The organism is Gilliamella sp. wkB7, assembly GCF_001693435.1.
In the GTDB taxonomy this organism is placed as follows: Bacteria; Pseudomonadota; Gammaproteobacteria; order Enterobacterales; family Orbaceae; genus Gilliamella; species Gilliamella apicola_N.
This window is the reverse complement of sequence record NZ_CM004509.1, coordinates 2,161,119-2,175,791: the sequence shown is the minus strand read 5'-3', so window position 1 is coordinate 2,175,791 and position 14,673 is coordinate 2,161,119. Positions and strand designations below refer to the sequence as shown.

General features: G+C 33.6%; 14 protein-coding genes and 1 pseudogene. 11 read left to right on the top strand and 4 right to left on the bottom strand.

The features are described 5' to 3' along the window. Positions 1-106: 106 nt before the first annotated feature. The 3 genes from A9G17_RS09605 (at position 107) to A9G17_RS13090 (ending at position 1,359) form a co-directional block, all read left to right on the top strand. Positions 107-307 carry a helix-turn-helix transcriptional regulator gene (locus tag A9G17_RS09605; RefSeq protein ID WP_065738509.1) on the top strand — a complete coding sequence of 67 codons (201 nt, stop codon included), beginning with the start codon at positions 107-109 and terminating at the stop codon, positions 305-307. A 216-nt stretch (positions 308-523) separates the two neighbouring features. Then, positions 524-1,177 carry a Rha family transcriptional regulator gene (locus tag A9G17_RS09600; protein ID WP_025316359.1) on the top strand — a complete coding sequence of 218 codons (654 nt, stop codon included), beginning with the start codon at positions 524-526 and terminating at the stop codon, positions 1,175-1,177. Positions 1,178-1,188: 11 nt separating this feature from the next. Then, positions 1,189-1,359 carry a hypothetical protein gene (locus A9G17_RS13090; RefSeq protein ID WP_176714266.1) on the top strand — a complete coding sequence of 57 codons (171 nt, stop codon included), beginning with the start codon at positions 1,189-1,191 and terminating at the stop codon, positions 1,357-1,359. A 250-nt stretch (positions 1,360-1,609) separates the two neighbouring features. On the opposite strand, the gene A9G17_RS09595 is transcribed toward A9G17_RS13090, so the two are convergent. Beyond that, positions 1,610-1,777: a YlcI/YnfO family protein gene (locus tag A9G17_RS09595; protein WP_065738508.1), complete on the bottom strand. Its 168-nt coding sequence runs from the start codon at positions 1,775-1,777 to the stop codon at positions 1,610-1,612. Between the two features lie 139 nt (positions 1,778-1,916). Here A9G17_RS09595 and A9G17_RS09590 point away from each other — a divergent pair, with 139 nt between their 5' ends. From A9G17_RS09590 to A9G17_RS09580, 3 genes are read left to right on the top strand one after another with little or no spacing between them, the layout of a single operon-like run. Further along, on the top strand, positions 1,917-2,267 hold the full coding sequence (locus A9G17_RS09590) for a hypothetical protein (RefSeq protein WP_065738507.1): 351 nt from the start codon (positions 1,917-1,919) through the stop codon (positions 2,265-2,267). Next, on the top strand, positions 2,260-2,634 hold the full coding sequence (locus A9G17_RS09585; protein WP_065738506.1) for a hypothetical protein: 375 nt from the start codon (positions 2,260-2,262) through the stop codon (positions 2,632-2,634). Before A9G17_RS09590 ends, A9G17_RS09585 begins: the two co-directional genes overlap by 8 nt. Positions 2,635-2,644: 10 nt before the next feature. Then, positions 2,645-4,990, top strand: coding sequence for a primase-helicase zinc-binding domain-containing protein (locus A9G17_RS09580; protein ID WP_065738505.1), 2,346 nt, complete (start codon positions 2,645-2,647; stop codon positions 4,988-4,990). A gap of 107 nt (positions 4,991-5,097) precedes the next feature. On the opposite strand, the gene A9G17_RS09575 is transcribed toward A9G17_RS09580, so the two are convergent. Then, on the bottom strand, positions 5,098-5,457 hold the full coding sequence (locus tag A9G17_RS09575; RefSeq protein ID WP_037489287.1) for an MmcQ/YjbR family DNA-binding protein: 360 nt from the start codon (positions 5,455-5,457) through the stop codon (positions 5,098-5,100). 692 nt (positions 5,458-6,149) lie between these two features. Here A9G17_RS09575 and A9G17_RS13490 point away from each other — a divergent pair. Continuing rightward, positions 6,150-7,239 (top strand): annotated as a pseudogene (locus A9G17_RS13490) (tyrosine-type recombinase/integrase). A 113-nt stretch (positions 7,240-7,352) separates the two neighbouring features. Here A9G17_RS13490 and A9G17_RS13255 read toward each other — a convergent pair. Next, complete coding sequence (locus A9G17_RS13255) at positions 7,353-7,484, bottom strand: hypothetical protein (protein ID WP_256114198.1); 132 nt, start codon at positions 7,482-7,484, stop codon at positions 7,353-7,355. 445 nt (positions 7,485-7,929) lie between these two features. Here A9G17_RS13255 and A9G17_RS09560 point away from each other — a divergent pair, with 445 nt between their 5' ends. The 4 genes from A9G17_RS09560 to qatD are packed head-to-tail and all read left to right on the top strand — an operon-like array spanning position 7,930 to position 12,516. Beyond that, the gene (locus A9G17_RS09560) at positions 7,930-9,714 is read left to right on the top strand and encodes a KAP family P-loop NTPase fold protein (protein ID WP_065738503.1); all 1,785 of its coding nucleotides are present in this window, start codon (positions 7,930-7,932) and stop codon (positions 9,712-9,714) included. Beyond that, the gene (locus A9G17_RS09555; protein ID WP_065738502.1) at positions 9,715-10,461 is read left to right on the top strand and encodes a hypothetical protein; all 747 of its coding nucleotides are present in this window, start codon (positions 9,715-9,717) and stop codon (positions 10,459-10,461) included. Next, positions 10,443-11,798: a Qat anti-phage system QueC-like protein QatC gene (gene qatC, locus A9G17_RS09550; protein ID WP_065738501.1), complete on the top strand. Its 1,356-nt coding sequence runs from the start codon at positions 10,443-10,445 to the stop codon at positions 11,796-11,798. The genes A9G17_RS09555 and qatC overlap by 19 nt, the downstream gene beginning before the upstream one ends. Further along, the gene (gene qatD / locus A9G17_RS09545; protein ID WP_218059718.1) at positions 11,788-12,516 is read left to right on the top strand and encodes a Qat anti-phage system TatD family nuclease QatD; all 729 of its coding nucleotides are present in this window, start codon (positions 11,788-11,790) and stop codon (positions 12,514-12,516) included. The genes qatC and qatD overlap by 11 nt, the downstream gene beginning before the upstream one ends. Positions 12,517-12,867: 351 nt before the next feature. Here the strand turns inward: qatD and A9G17_RS09540 are convergent, their stop codons facing one another. Beyond that, positions 12,868-13,551 (bottom strand): hypothetical protein, encoded by a 684-nt coding sequence (locus tag A9G17_RS09540; RefSeq protein WP_065738500.1) that lies wholly within the window; start codon positions 13,549-13,551, stop codon positions 12,868-12,870. Positions 13,552-14,673 lie beyond the last annotated feature (1,122 nt).

The following is a 14,673-nucleotide window of genomic DNA, read 5'->3' as shown; positions in this document are numbered from 1 at the left end:
TCTTGTAAAATTCTCAGAAAAACAAAATAACTGTTTTTCCATACAGTATCTCTTGTCTTTTTGATACAGTTACCCCGTTTTAATCACTTTTATAACGAGGTAACAAATGACAAATACAATCCTATCTAAAAAAGAAGTTAAAAATTTACTTCACTTCAAATCTGACACTAGTCTTTATACGCTAGAACTGAAAGACAAAACCTTCCCACAAAAGATAAGAATTGGCTTGCGTCGCGTTGGGTATCGTGCTGATGAAATTTACTCTTGGCTAGAATCTCGCAGAGTAGAACGCCGTGATGTGGCTTAATGGTGATAAAGCAAAACCCTTTATATCGCGAAATGATAAAGGGCTAACACTGGAATAATGACGCTTCCAATGATAGCCAATATCGCGTTAAGTGTCTAGCTAAAACACCAAATTAACTAATTGATTTTAAAGCAAATCTCAAAATTGAGCCACGTTATCTTATTACCTAAATTTAAATTAAAGGGTAATTTTCTGACACGTTAAGAGAGAAGGAATATGACAGATTTAATTATTAAAAATAACGATATTGAATTGACGCAATCCAAAGAACCAAGAATTGACAGCCGTTTAGTAGCTAAAGAAATGGGAATTACTCATAAAAGTTTAATGAATTTGATCCGTTCGAATAAGAATGATTTAAAAGAATTTGGCTCACTGCCTTTTCAAAAGGCATCGAGAAAAAGAGGCGTTGGAGCTGTGACAATTACTTATGCGCTACTCAATGAGAATCAATTCGATTTAATTAGTCGAATTGCAAGAGGTAAAAATCATAAACAAATTATTGATTTTAAAGTGCGAGTAACCAAAGCCTTCGCTAATAGCCGAGAACGCGAAAAAGTAAAACGCGAATACTTACCTTTCTATCATCAGAGCCGTTACGCTTTATCAATGATGCAAGGTGTCAAAAAGTACCATTATATTAATCTCGCCAAAGCTGAAAACAGATTTACAGGGTTATACTCAGGAGAGAGGCAAATAGCTAATGAACAGCAATTAGGGGCGCTAATCATCTTACAACAAATCGAATCAGCGGTATTTAATGAGATAGACTCACCCACAGAAGCGATAAGGGAAGTTAAACGAAGAATAAGCGCGTTGTCTGATTTAATTACCTCTAATAAAACGATTAATAATTTAAGGACACGTTAGAGGGTTTGATCATGACTAATTTTATAAATCTAGCACCAGTAAAAGAAACAACAATTAAAGGTGATGTTTTTTTAATCTTTGATTCATTAGAATTCAGGAATCAAAGTGCAAATAATGAACAAATTACCGAATGGACGACTAATCAAGCTATCACAAAGCTACTAATCGGCAAAGAGGCTTAAAAATGACTACAAGCTTATATAACAATTTAGCTATACATCTGTATACCCAGCCCTTAAATAATCGCCCTGTGAATCTCTGCGATGTAATTTTTCGACACGTTAGAGAAGATTTTATTGATATCACTACACGCGCGCATATGTGTCGGGAAACTCATTACATAGGGTTGAATTTAAAATGTTGGTTTTGTCAGTCCATAAAAAGAAAAACAAGAAAACAAATACCACTTTTTGGTGGTATTAAAATAGTAAATTATTCCACTAATCTCATTTTACAAGCAATTTTAACCCAGCCAGAAAAAGATTCATTATCTTTCTTTGCTTGTTGGTTAATTTGCTCTAATAGATCATCTTCAAAACGAATATGCTTCATAGTGCTGTTTGAACGGTCGAAATCTTTTTTTTCTTTTTTCTCTTGCATTGGTAATTACCAGTGTGATAGATTAGATTATAGTGGTAGTTACCATTATATACGTAATTATCTTAAAAAAGCAATCCCTCAAAGTACTGATCCTACTTTGAGGGATCTAACCACAATAACATTAATCGAGGTAATGATTATGGCTAGTAGTAATGATACCGTATGTTCTAAAAATGGACAATATGACCTACCTAACCTTTTATCTGTCTTGAATTTATATCGGGCTGATATCCAACCACAAAACTTATTACACGCAAAAGCACACTTAGAGGAACTCAGACAATCAATTCTATGGGGAATCGGTGCTATTGGTAATTTGTTATTTTGGGCTTCTGAATGTGAAGAATATGAGGAACAACAATTTAAAGACGATACACGCGACATTGGTTACTTGTTAGCACAATTAAAAAACGTTGCTTGCTTTGCTTCCAATCAAATTAATTTACTTGACGATAAACTTAATCATAAGGAAGTTAACAATAATGAATAATAACCAAAAAATAACCGCAATTCACCATATCATCGTTGATTCAGTTATGGCAATAGTAGCAAGTTTGTTTTTAATTGAGCAGATTAACAAAAATGATAGTCAAGTATTTATTCATGAGGGTACTAAAATTGATATTAATAAAGATTTAATTGTACTAGGGTTAAAAATCAACCTTAAGCAATACCTGATTGAGAATTTCGGCGAAAGCGAGGGATTAAATCGCACTTATGGCGCGTTAAAAGACATGTACACAGAAAACGCAGATAAACCTATTTCATTAACTCCGTTCGGGCAAAAATTGCTTTCAACATTGTTTATTGGTTTAGTCGAAGATATCAAAGCTGAATCTAACGCGACAATTCACTAAGGTGGCGGTAATGAAAATAAACGAAATTACAGCCGAAGCGGTGGGTAAATGGCAATCAATCTTTAGTTCATTAGGCATTGAGGTGGGTAATGGAAAGCATTGTCCTTGCCCTGTCTGCGGTGGTAAAGATAGATTTAGGTTTGATAATAAAAATGGGCGCGGTACTTATATCTGCAATCAATGCGGTAGCGGTGACGGCTTAGAACTTATCAAAAACTATTATCATTGTGATTCTAAAAAAGCTAGTAGTAAGGTAGCTGAATGCTTAAATTTAAATAATCATAAAGCCACAAGCTCGGATTTGAAATCCGACCTACAGAGTAAGACCATATTTAAAAAGGTTGAATATTTACTATCTAAAGCAATATTAGGGCAGTCGGATTACCTCACTGAAAAAGGGTTAACGTTCGATTTAACCTTGCTAGATGATGGGCGTATCTTTGTACCTTTGATTAATATCAACAGTGAATATACAGGCGGTCAATTTATCGAGCCAAACGGAAATAAGCGCTTAATGAGAGGCTCAAATAAGAAAGGTGCTTTTATATGGGTTAGCCCAAATTTGGGCAAGCCTGACGAGGTAAAAAAAGAATTACTCACAGCTACCGAGATTATTATTTGCGAGGGATTAGCCACAGGTATATCGATAGCGGAATTCCGCCATCGGTCAATGGTGATATCTGCTATTGATGCAGGCAACCTTATTCATGTGGCTAACGCTATTCGTGAGGTTAATACTACCGTAAATATTATTATTGCGGGTGATAATGATATAGGTAATCATAAAAACACAGGTAAAGAAAAAGCGATAGAAGCGGCTAAAGCGGTAAATGGTTATTACACAATCCCTGACACTGATTATAAATGTGATTGGGATGATTATAGACAACAATTCGGACTTCAGAAAACTTCAGCTTTATTCGATAAAAACTTATCAAAAATTAACGTTCAAACCTTAACAAATACGAACAACCAAAACTTGAAAAAACTTGAAACCCAAAACATGAATTTATCGCAAATGGCATCAAATCAGCGCGCCGAACTGCTTAATCAATATTATGATAATAACCTTGCTATTAATCTTACTACCGATGAAATTTATTACTATCAAGCTAATGCATGGCAACCCATTAGCGATAAAGTTTTGATGCGAACATTAGCCGATTTATTTAATCAATCAGGTGAGCCATTTAACCCTATGCGCATAAGTTCTGCGGTTGAAACCCTCAGACTATCTTTACCTGCAATGGGAAGCTCTCAAAAGGATTTAATTTGTTTTAAAAATGGTGTTTATGAGCTGAAGACACAAACTTTCAGACCACACAATAAGCAAGATTGGTTATTGGTAAGTAATGATATTGATTATTACCCTGCCAAAGAAAATGAATCTTTCGAAACTCACGCACCGAACTTTGCTAAATGGCTAAAAAGAGCATCAGGCAATCAAGATAAGGCTAAAAATATCTTAGCTGCGCTATATATGATATTGGCTAATCGTCATGACTGGCAATTATTCTTAGAGGTTACAGGCGCAGGCGGTAGCGGTAAAAGTGTTTTTGCTGAAATTTCGACGATGTTATCAGGTAAAAACAATACTGTAATAGGCACTATGGACGCATTAGAAAAGGCAAGGGACAGAGCCTTAATCGTGGGTTACTCATTAGTCATATTACCAGACCAACCGCGATATATGGGCAGTGGTGCAGGATTAAAAGCGATTACTGGCGGTGATGAAGTCGCAATTGACCCTAAACACAAGCAGCCCTATTCCTGTAAGATTCCAGCAGTAGTGTTAGTAATCAACAACGAAGCCATGCGATTTAATGAGCGCAACGGGGGCATATCAAGGCGAAGAGTAATATTTCACTTTGGCGAGGTTATACCTGAAACAGAGCGAGATTTAAACTTGGTTAGCAAAATAGAGCAAGAGCTGCCCTCAATTGTGAGGTTGCTACTTAATGAGTTCACTAACCCTAATGATGCTAAAGAACGATTACATAAACAGCAACAATCAGAAGAAGCAAAGGCTATTAAAAGAGAATCTGACCATTTAGTCGATTTCTGTAGCTATTTTGACGCGTTAGACTGCCCTAATGGTATGTCAGTAGGTAATCTAGGAATTGTTCCATTCAATCCAAGAAAGTATGTTTACCATGCTTATATCGAATACATTCGTAACACAGGGCTAAATAATCCCTTATCCTTAACTCAGTTCGGCACATCTTTAAGTTACGCATTAAACGAGAACGGCAAGCAATACATGAAGAAGCGCTATACAGCAGGAATTAAAACCAACTTAGAGCTTAATTCAAACGCCGATAAAGACTGGTTACCTAAAGCAGAAGATCCTACCTAAAGCTAATTGTTTTTTAATGTTTAAACCGCCTTGATTGGCGGTTTTTTTGTATTATACAAAATAGATACTTAAGGAAATAAACAAATATATTAAAGCTAAGGCTAAAATTACTTTGAAGTTAAGTGATAACTTTCGGTAAGTAAATCGAATATTTCTTTATCTGATAAATGTCCAGAAAGAATAATGCTGATCCAATGCTCTTTATTCATATGATATGCTGGCAAAATACCTTCTTTTTTCCTTAAAGAACCTATATGTTCAGGTCTTGCTTTAATATCCAGAACATCAATCTCTTTATCATCTTTTAGACCAAGTTTTGAGCCAGATACATTCATAACAATAGCATACCATTTATCGCCATCCTGATGATGGCGCAATACTGCATAGTTAGGTAAATTTTCCCAAAGATAGTTAGGTTCTGAATGAAAATGTTTTTTGGCATAGTTAAATAATGTTTCTCTATTCATTATAATCTCCTAAAGATGTTGGATATAGAAAATACAAATTAACTGCATGTGGGTTTACTTACATAAGTATAACATTATAGTTGACTTGGAATAATCAAAATCATAAAAAATAAACAGTCCATTATTTAGCTAATCTAGTAATAAATTTTTACATCACTGAATTATGTATAGTAAAAATGTAGAGTTATGTAGGGTTAAAATGTAGTTATACATAGCGCGAACCCTTATACAATAAGGCTTACAAGAAATCATGTATAGTATGCATAGATTTTTATAAAATTTTATTTTAATGGGGGTGAGTTAATTTCTTTAACAATCAAATTTGGGTACCGCCTCTTCAGACAGATTTTTACATCCGCGAAAAATCAACTTTAAATCAAAAATAAGTGAGTACTAAAAATACACAATTTGAGGGGCACTTTTCTTTTTAGGTATACGTTTAGGTATACAATTCAGTTTATTGAAATAAAACACCCTGTATTGACAAGTGTTTTTATGGCTCAGTTAAGATTCCGCCAGCCCATTAAGGCATGTAATTCATTGAAAAATAAATAATTGCCGGCTTTTTGTTTCCAACCCTATCCAAACTAATCCGAGGGAGTCCAACTCAAATTGGTACATTTTTAGGTACACAATTCTATTTTACACTATTCCGTGTACCAATTTTCTTATGACCTATAGGAAGTGTACTAATGGGAAGAGTAACCAAGCCCCTAAGCAATACCGAGATCCAAAAGAAACGCGACATTGGTAAAGAAATCACCCTGCATGATGGTGACGGATTATTTCTCTTGATCAAACTGTAGGGTAAAAAATTATGGCATTTTCGCTATCAACGTCCAAATACCAAATTACACACCAATATCAGCCTTGACATTTATCCTTATCTGAGTTTAGACGATGCCAGAAATTACGTGACGAATACCTGTCCTTATTAGTCAAAGGGATCAATCCACAAGCCAAAGTCGCGCAGCAAGAAGAGCAAGCTAAAATTGCCGAAGAGAGCCGTTTTATCAATGTCGCCAAAAAATGGTTTGAGTTTAAGCAAAAGAGCATTACCGCCTATTATGCAAAAGATATCTGGCGCGCGCTCGAAACCATTCGGCGATTAAGCCAGCGTATTAATGAGATTATGATCTATCCATCAATACTGATTTGCTAGAAGAGAATCCTGCCTCTACCATTAGTCTGGCGTTTGAAAAGCTGAAAAAGTAAAACTTACCCACGGTAAGGCCAGAAATATTGCTGCAACTGATGCGCGTGATATCAGCATGTCTAACTTACAAGTCACCACACGCGCTTTACAGCTTTGGCAACTGCTCACCTTAGTCAGATCGTCGGAAGCGGCAGGAACAAAATGGGTTGAAATCGATTTTGAAAACAAACTATGGCACATCCCTGCCGAACGCATGAAAGTCAAAAAAGCCCACACCGTACCGATATCCAATGAAGCGTTAGGTTTATTAGCACAATTAAAATCACTCAGTAGCGGTAGCCAATATGTGTTCCCTAGCCGTATCAATCGCGACGAACCTCTCAATCCGCAAACCGCCAATGCCGCGTTAAAGCGTATCAGTTATGGCGGTCAACTGATGGCGCATGGCTTGCTCGATCGCAAGTACCGCCATGAACGAAGCAGAATTTAATCCCAATGTGATTGAAACCGCCCTAGCGCATAACGACAAAAACGAATTCAAGTGTGCCTATAATCGTTCTACTTACCTTGAACAGCGCAAGGAATTAATGGCTTGGTGGAAAAAACGAGTTTATGAAAAAGCGTGATAAGATGGTAGTCATGCTACTCAAGCTGAACAGCTAAGCACGATAACTATTTAGTTGCACAGTGGCAAGCCCAAGATTGATCGATTAACACCATTAAAAACCGCATGGCACACCTACGTTGGTGGGCGGAAAAAGTCGGAAAAATAGCGTGATCCCCAAAGATAATATTCAACTTGGCATCGAGCATCGGCAATATGTAACGCAAGAAAATAAAGTGACACACCTTGACGGGCAGACTCTGACACAAATTAGCGATCCTTATGTGCAAATGAGTTTACGCTTACAACAAACATTCGGCTTACGGCACGCTTATGCACAGATAAGATATGAAGCGCTAACTGGCTGACAGTCACCGAAAGCAGTGGGGTAAGCAGTAAAGAACTCACACCAGAGCAGCAAATCAAAGATCAATGGGCTCGGCAAGTAATCGGGAACTTGGGCATGAGCGGATTGAGGTGGTTAGGATTTATTTGGCGGTGTGAACAAAAGATAAGCTACCATTTCTAATAAAATGTGACATAGGTATACTTTTACGCAAAAGTAGGTAAAATTATATTTACAAAAAATTTAATAAAATTTATCTTATTTAAATAAAATTGATTATATTTCATTAGGCCAATCATATCCCATTAAATTGGATTTAATTGAAGTCTAGTAGCATATAAATCTGATTATTATAAGGAATAAGTTATGTGGTCAGATATCGAGTCAAATGATGATTACTTAAATTTCGGTGAAGTTTCAAGTATTGTAACCAACATATTAAATTCACCATCAATGCTTCCTGTCTCTATTGGTATTTTTGGTAATTGGGGTGCTGGTAAGTCAACCTTATTAAGGTTAATTGAAAAAGAAGTAACAGTCAATAATACTGACAAGAAAAAACTAGTGATTAATTTTGATGCATGGTTGTATCAAGGATATGACGATGCAAGGGCTGCATTACTAGAAACGATAGCTACTAAATTACACGAAGCTGCAAAAGGTAATGAAAGGTTAATAGATAAAACATTAAATCTTTTAAAGAGAGTCGATGCAGTTAGAAGTTTAGGCTTGCTTGTTGAGGGTGGATTACTTGCTGCAGGAATCCCTACTTTTGGATTGGTATCCAAATCTTTAAATGTAGTCAATAATGTATTTGATGGAATACAGAATGAGAATGAATATAAAGCGATGACTGAGGTTGGTACCGACCTCGTAAAAACAGGAAAGTCATTACTCAAACCAGAAAAGAAGCACACTCCGCCACAACAAATTAATGCTTTTAGGAAAGAATATAGTGCAATACTACAAGAATTGAATATTACATTAATAGTAAATATTGATAACTTAGATAGATGTCTACCTGTTAATGCGATTCATACATTAGAATCTATCAGGTTATTTCTTTTTTTACCTAATACTGCTTTTATTATTGCCGCTGATGAAGGAATGATCAGAGCGGCGGTAGCTGAGCATTTTAAAGGGGCATCTGAAAGACATCATGTTGATTATCTTGATAAACTGATTCAAGTTCCAATCAGAGTACCAACTGTTGGTTTATTAGAAATCCGTTCCTACTTATTTATGTTATATGCTCAAGAATATAATTTGAATGAAAATAAATTAGAACTTCTACGAAAGACCCTAGAAAAAAACTTACAAGAGTCTTGGCGTTCTAAAGCTATTTCAAAAGAAGACGTGTTAGAGTTGTTAGAACAAAATTTGAACTCTGATATAGCTAGATCTTATGATCTAGTTGATAGAATATCTCCACTTCTTGTTAATTCACCAATCATTCATGGTAATCCTCGTATTGTAAAACGTTTATTAAACGTGGTAAAAATGCGAGTTCAAATTGCTAAACGTAGAGGTATTCCGCTAGATGAAAATATTATCACTAAGTTAGTTATTTTTGAAAGATGCGTAAATGAAGATGCAACTAATGATTTATATAATTTGATCAATTCAGTCGAAAAATCTAAACTGGTTTTTCAATCTTTAGAAGTTACTAATAAAAAAGAATTTCATCCAGATACTCCTCAATCATGGAGTAAAGATGAATCAACTAAAGACTTTATCGAAAGTTGGTCTAAGTTAGAACCTTCTTTATATGACAAAGATTTGACTGCAGCAACTTACCTTTCAAGAGAGACGATTTTAACATCTATATATAATAATAATTTATCACCTAAAGCTCGTGAAGCCTTAGATATATTATTAAGTACAGATAAAACTAGTTCTCTAGCGGCTAAAAAAGCCTTAGATACTCTATCATTTGATGAGCATGTTCCAATAATGGAGGCTCTTGTTAATTCATTAAGAAAAATCACAGAGTGGAATAAACGCCCACGAGGTTATGCTGGAGCATGCTTGTTAGCAGAAAGATCATCAAGTGCAGCTAATATATTATGTCGTTTTATTGATGGTTTAGTTGAAAAAGCTAAATGGATGGAAACAGACCTAAAAAATCGAGAATGGTATAAGGGGATATAAATGGGGACATCGCAATCGAGTAAAGGGCCTAAAAATGGAGCACCATTAGTCCCTCCATGGGCCGATAATACAAATCCTATGACAGGTGGTGAAGGAGCACAATTAAAAGACTTTAGAACGTCAATGGGAAAATATGTAAAAAATAGAGATAGAAATAACTTAAGAAAAGCTTTAGGGCAATATTCAAAGAAAGCTACAGGTGGGGGACAAACTGCTAGTAAGAGAATGAGTTCAGTTATTCAAGCTGGTGGTAATCTGTTTGGTTTATTGGATAGTGGAACTATAACTAGTGAGGGGGAAGTTTTCACACTATCCGACTTTATAGGGCGTACTTGCGAAGAAGTCATAGCGAGAATATCTCATTTTCTCGCTGGAAATGATGGTGATTCCGAAAAAATTAATAGTGCAATAAACCAAGCTCTTTCAGAAGCTTTTGAAGGTAGTGATAATTTTAAAGCTGATATAATTACAGATGATCTTATAATTGCCACTATGATTAATTATTTATCTGAAAGTATATTTTTACAAATCACAGGTGATACAGGTCAAAGCTGGAATAATGCTGATACAACTAAACAATTACAGGATGCAGAAACCGATTTAAGGGAAGTGATTAACGTTATTGTAGATAACTACATGAGGCCTAAAATAGACAAAAAAGATTATCATTTCTCTGTAAAAGAAATCAATAAAATCCAAAAAGAAGTTATTGTTGATATTTGGAATGAATGGGAGAATTATCTATAATGAAAATGTATATAAACCACGATTATAAACAATTACCCCTATCATCTGATGATGTAATTCCTGTTCAAATTTATAACCGAGATGCTGTTATAAAAAAAGATGGAGTAGTTCCACGTAGCGATGTGGCAACTATAGGTAGTCCTATCATTAATAAAATACAGAGATTAGGTGTTCCTCTATCTGAAGAAGTAATGGATTTTTTGACTATCGCTCTATCTGTTATTGCTGCAGATACATTTATTGATAGAGGCTCAACTTGTGATGGCTGGACAAGGAATATTGAACTATACATCCCTGTGAATAACCATGTTCAGTGGAATTCAATAAAACCAATCTTAACTAAAGCGCTACACTTTTTAAGTGGAGATATATGGTATTTGAATTTCTCTACAGGCGGTTATCTTCCTCCTAAGCCCTTTGGTAATAGTCGTCATACATTAGTAAACTTAAATGGCTTAGATTCTGTGTCTCTCTTTTCCGGAGGATTAGATAGTGCTATTGGCGTTATTGATCTTTTAGAGGAAAAATATAAGCCATTACTTGTCAGCTATTCTTATAAAGGGGATAAAAAGAAACAAAATTCTATTGCCCATCATCTTAAAGGAAGGCTCTCTCACTTTGCCGCGTTTGCTAATCCTCGTTCTAGTGGTAGAAAAACTGATATAAGTATGAGAACGAGAAGTATAATTTTTTTAGCATTAGCAGTGATTGGGTGTGACGCAGTCAAAAAAACTAATAATCTTCAAAATATCAATTTGTTTGTTCCTGAGAATGGTTTTATTTCATTAAATGCGCCTTTAACAAACAGAAGAATTGGTTCGTTAAGTACAAGAACAACTCATCCATATTTTATAGGATTAATTCAAAATATTTTAGATCAAATTGGTTTTAATATTTCAATTAAAAACCCTTATCAATTCAAAACAAAAGGAGAGATGGTTCTTTCATGTCGTAACTTAACATTATTAAAGAAAATTGTTGATGACACAGTATCCTGTAGTCATTGGAAAAGAAAAAATCAACAATGTGGCTATTGTGTTCCTTGTTTAATAAGGCAAGCTTCGCTAAATACAGGGCATATCACAGAATCTGTTCTTTATAATTATGGTGAAAATGATACATTGGCAAAATTTGTAAAGAATAACCAAAATGGTAGGGATGATTTATTTTCACTGATTAGAGCTATAAAACAATTGGATAATGTTAATGTAAAAAATTGGGTTAGTAAGAGCGGGCCTCTTGAACATCAATTATTACCTCAATATGAAGATATTTTTAAAAGAGGCCTAAAAGAAGTGGAAGAATTATTAAAAAGAGAGAATTGTTTTGCTTATTGATATGCATTGCCACTTAGATCTATACTCTGATCCTAAAAATATAGTTGAATCTTGTAAACAAAAAGGGCTTTATGCCCTTTCTGTTACAACAACTCCGAAAGCTTGGCTAGGAACTCAACGATTAGCATTAGGTTACCCAAAGATAAAAACTGCTCTTGGATTACATCCAGAACTTGCTCATTTAAGGATTAATGAGCTTGATATTTTTGATATGCTTTTCCCCCAATCTAAGTATATTGGAGAGATTGGTTTAGATGGAAGCAATGAATATAAATCGTTTTATAAAGAACAATTAAAAGTTTTTCACCACATATTATCAAGAGTTAATCGTGATGGTGGAAGACTGATGTCCATTCACTCGCGAAAAGCTGTATTAGAAATTTTATCTGAGCTAAAAAGAATAGATGGAATTCCAATTTTACATTGGTTTTCTGGAAGTAAAAATGAGCTACAACAGGCAATTCAGCAAGGCTGTTGGTTTTCTGTTGGACCCGCTATGATTAAAGGACAAAATGGCAGAGAAGTAATTTCAATAATACCACGAGATAAAATTCTCACAGAAACCGATGGCCCATTTGGAACATATAACAAAAAGAGCCTTATGCCTTGGGATGTAAATAAGTTATACCCTTTTTTATCAGGGTTATGGAATATCAGTATTTTAGAGGTTGAAAAAATAATCGAAATGAATTTTAGAAAAATAATATCATTATTATGATTTCTTAACTAAAATACCAAGTATTAATTGGGCATTCTAGATGGTTCATTTAAATAAACGTTATTTAATGAAAAAATTAGGAAACCTGAAAAATCATTTAACATTAAAATAAAAATTTTTATTTAACAAGTAATCGATTTTGAATAAAAAAAACACTACTCAATTGTAGCGTGAATCTTGTACCATAAGTTGCCAATTTCATTAATTTTTGAAAAACAATTTCCAGAAAAATTAAGATCTTTCATATAAGTGATGCAACATTAATTGGGTTATTACTTTATTCTGGCTTCTTCTTGTTCAATTATTTTAAGTATTTTCTTTATATCAAGTAATGGACTACCAGTTGTAAAACTAATTACAACTACGTTTTTTCTTTGATAAATTTAAGTGAATATGATCAGGACCATAATTAATATTATGGTAATTAGCCGAATCTATACGAGCAACCTCCTTACCGGCTAAATTAATAATCATATAGGCATAATTAGTTAATGAATCAAGGCGAAATATTACATTTATACCTGAAGATCTAATTAATGTAATTGTATTATTATTAATATTTTCAATATAACAATTTAATTCTTTAGGTAACCATTCTACAATAAGAGCAATATGTTCTTTAATATCTAATGGTAAGGATTTAAAAGGTAATTTTTGTTTAGAAATAGTCGCTAAATATTCAATGAAACTATCTTCATTTTGAGCCGTTTTCAGATGAAGATTGCAAAGATTAAATCCAATCATAAAGCTTTTTTCTACATTAATTGTTGATGTTACAGTGTAATAATCTTTATCACCGCAAAGTAAACATCCAGTAGAGTTAATGAATATTGAACTTGCAACTGTCGTTGATTCCACTCTTACTTTTGATAACTCATTAAATATACTCATTTCGTTTTTCCAACGAGTTTTAAATTTCTTAATTCTATCTTCAAAGCCATTCAACTTTATCTTTTCATGTAATTCAAGATATGAAACCATTGGGAGGATTAAGCCTTTTAGTTGTAAAAAATGAAATAATTTTGCAACTTTCATTAAATCAGATTCTTTTATAAAATAATTTCTTCCAACAGAAAATCTATCATCATGAAAATAGTAAGCTGAAAAATAAAAAAATTATTTTATCCATAAACATGAGCAAAATCAGCATCTTTCATCGTAGTAAAAAAGTGATCAATACTTTCTATTTTTATTGCTTGGAAAGGCTTTGAATCATCTATGAAATTACACAAAAATGACTTTACGCAGATATCTGTTCTTTTGCCACTATGAGTTTTCTTTAGTGAATAATTAATTCTTTTAGTTTCATTATCATCACCTTATACAAAATAAATATTCAGCATAACGGCATGTCATTATTTTTTATGATGCCGATATGAAGGATAATTTTATATATTAAAAGTTAATTTTTCTTAGATAGTTTACTTTTGCGAGAGTGACGATTTAACACTTATATATTAACGGAATTAATTATTTTGCCACTAGTTTTGAGGAGATAATTTAAGAGCAACCTTTTTTCTTAAAGCATATTTGTCAGTAATTTTCTGTAATGTGAAAATAGATATTTTAGTTGGTGACAGACCTAGTGTAAATAAAATTCCCCATTGGCCCCCAAATTGGACTACGAAAAAAATTAAAATATTTTATATCAATTAATAAATTAGTTATTAAATAATTCAACTCCCGCCAGCCCAATTAACTATTCAGTAACATTCTTTTAAATCCTTTAAAACACATCAAAACAAATAACTATTAGATATTAAACATGATTTATTTTTCATTAATCACCAATAGTGATACATTTATAACTAAAATTTTTAGATATATACTTAGAAATATAAATACAATATACATAAAAACTGTATACCTAAAGTGCGAATAATCATGAGCAGAAGTTTCAATCAGTTTATAGTATGCATAACTTCGCTATTTATGTGAAAGAGCTTTAAAATTTAGTTAAAACTTGTCCAGTAAATATTTATCTTTTGAATTATCAAATGAGTTAGACCTTGATCTATGTTTTTCAGATCTCGCTAATCCATAGGCTGATGTGTACTCTCTGTGCCCTACCAAAATTTTTTAGCATGAGTCTTGATTAATTTAATGGATTAACAAAAATCACTGATAATCGGAAATAGTTACAAATTTCTTTAATAG

Bases quoted from the DNA above. Each gene is read 5' to 3' on its own strand.
- A9G17_RS09605 (WP_065738509.1), top strand. From the start codon at position 107: ATGACAAATACAATCCTATCTAAAAAAGAAGTTAAAAATTTACTTCAC.
- A9G17_RS09600 (WP_025316359.1), top strand. From the start codon at position 524: ATGACAGATTTAATTATTAAAAATAACGATATTGAATTGACGCAATCC.
- A9G17_RS13090 (WP_176714266.1), top strand. From the start codon at position 1,189: ATGACTAATTTTATAAATCTAGCACCAGTAAAAGAAACAACAATTAAA.
- A9G17_RS09595 (WP_065738508.1), bottom strand. From the start codon at position 1,777: ATGCAAGAGAAAAAAGAAAAAAAAGATTTCGACCGTTCAAACAGCACT.
- A9G17_RS09590 (WP_065738507.1), top strand. From the start codon at position 1,917: ATGGCTAGTAGTAATGATACCGTATGTTCTAAAAATGGACAATATGAC.
- A9G17_RS09585 (WP_065738506.1), top strand. From the start codon at position 2,260: ATGAATAATAACCAAAAAATAACCGCAATTCACCATATCATCGTTGAT.
- A9G17_RS09580 (WP_065738505.1), top strand. From the start codon at position 2,645: ATGAAAATAAACGAAATTACAGCCGAAGCGGTGGGTAAATGGCAATCA.
- A9G17_RS09575 (WP_037489287.1), bottom strand. From the start codon at position 5,457: ATGAATAGAGAAACATTATTTAACTATGCCAAAAAACATTTTCATTCA.
- A9G17_RS09560 (WP_065738503.1), top strand. From the start codon at position 7,930: ATGTGGTCAGATATCGAGTCAAATGATGATTACTTAAATTTCGGTGAA.
- A9G17_RS09555 (WP_065738502.1), top strand. From the start codon at position 9,715: ATGGGGACATCGCAATCGAGTAAAGGGCCTAAAAATGGAGCACCATTA.
- qatC (WP_065738501.1), top strand. From the start codon at position 10,443: ATGGGAGAATTATCTATAATGAAAATGTATATAAACCACGATTATAAA.
- A9G17_RS09540 (WP_065738500.1), bottom strand. From the start codon at position 13,551: ATGAAAGTTGCAAAATTATTTCATTTTTTACAACTAAAAGGCTTAATC.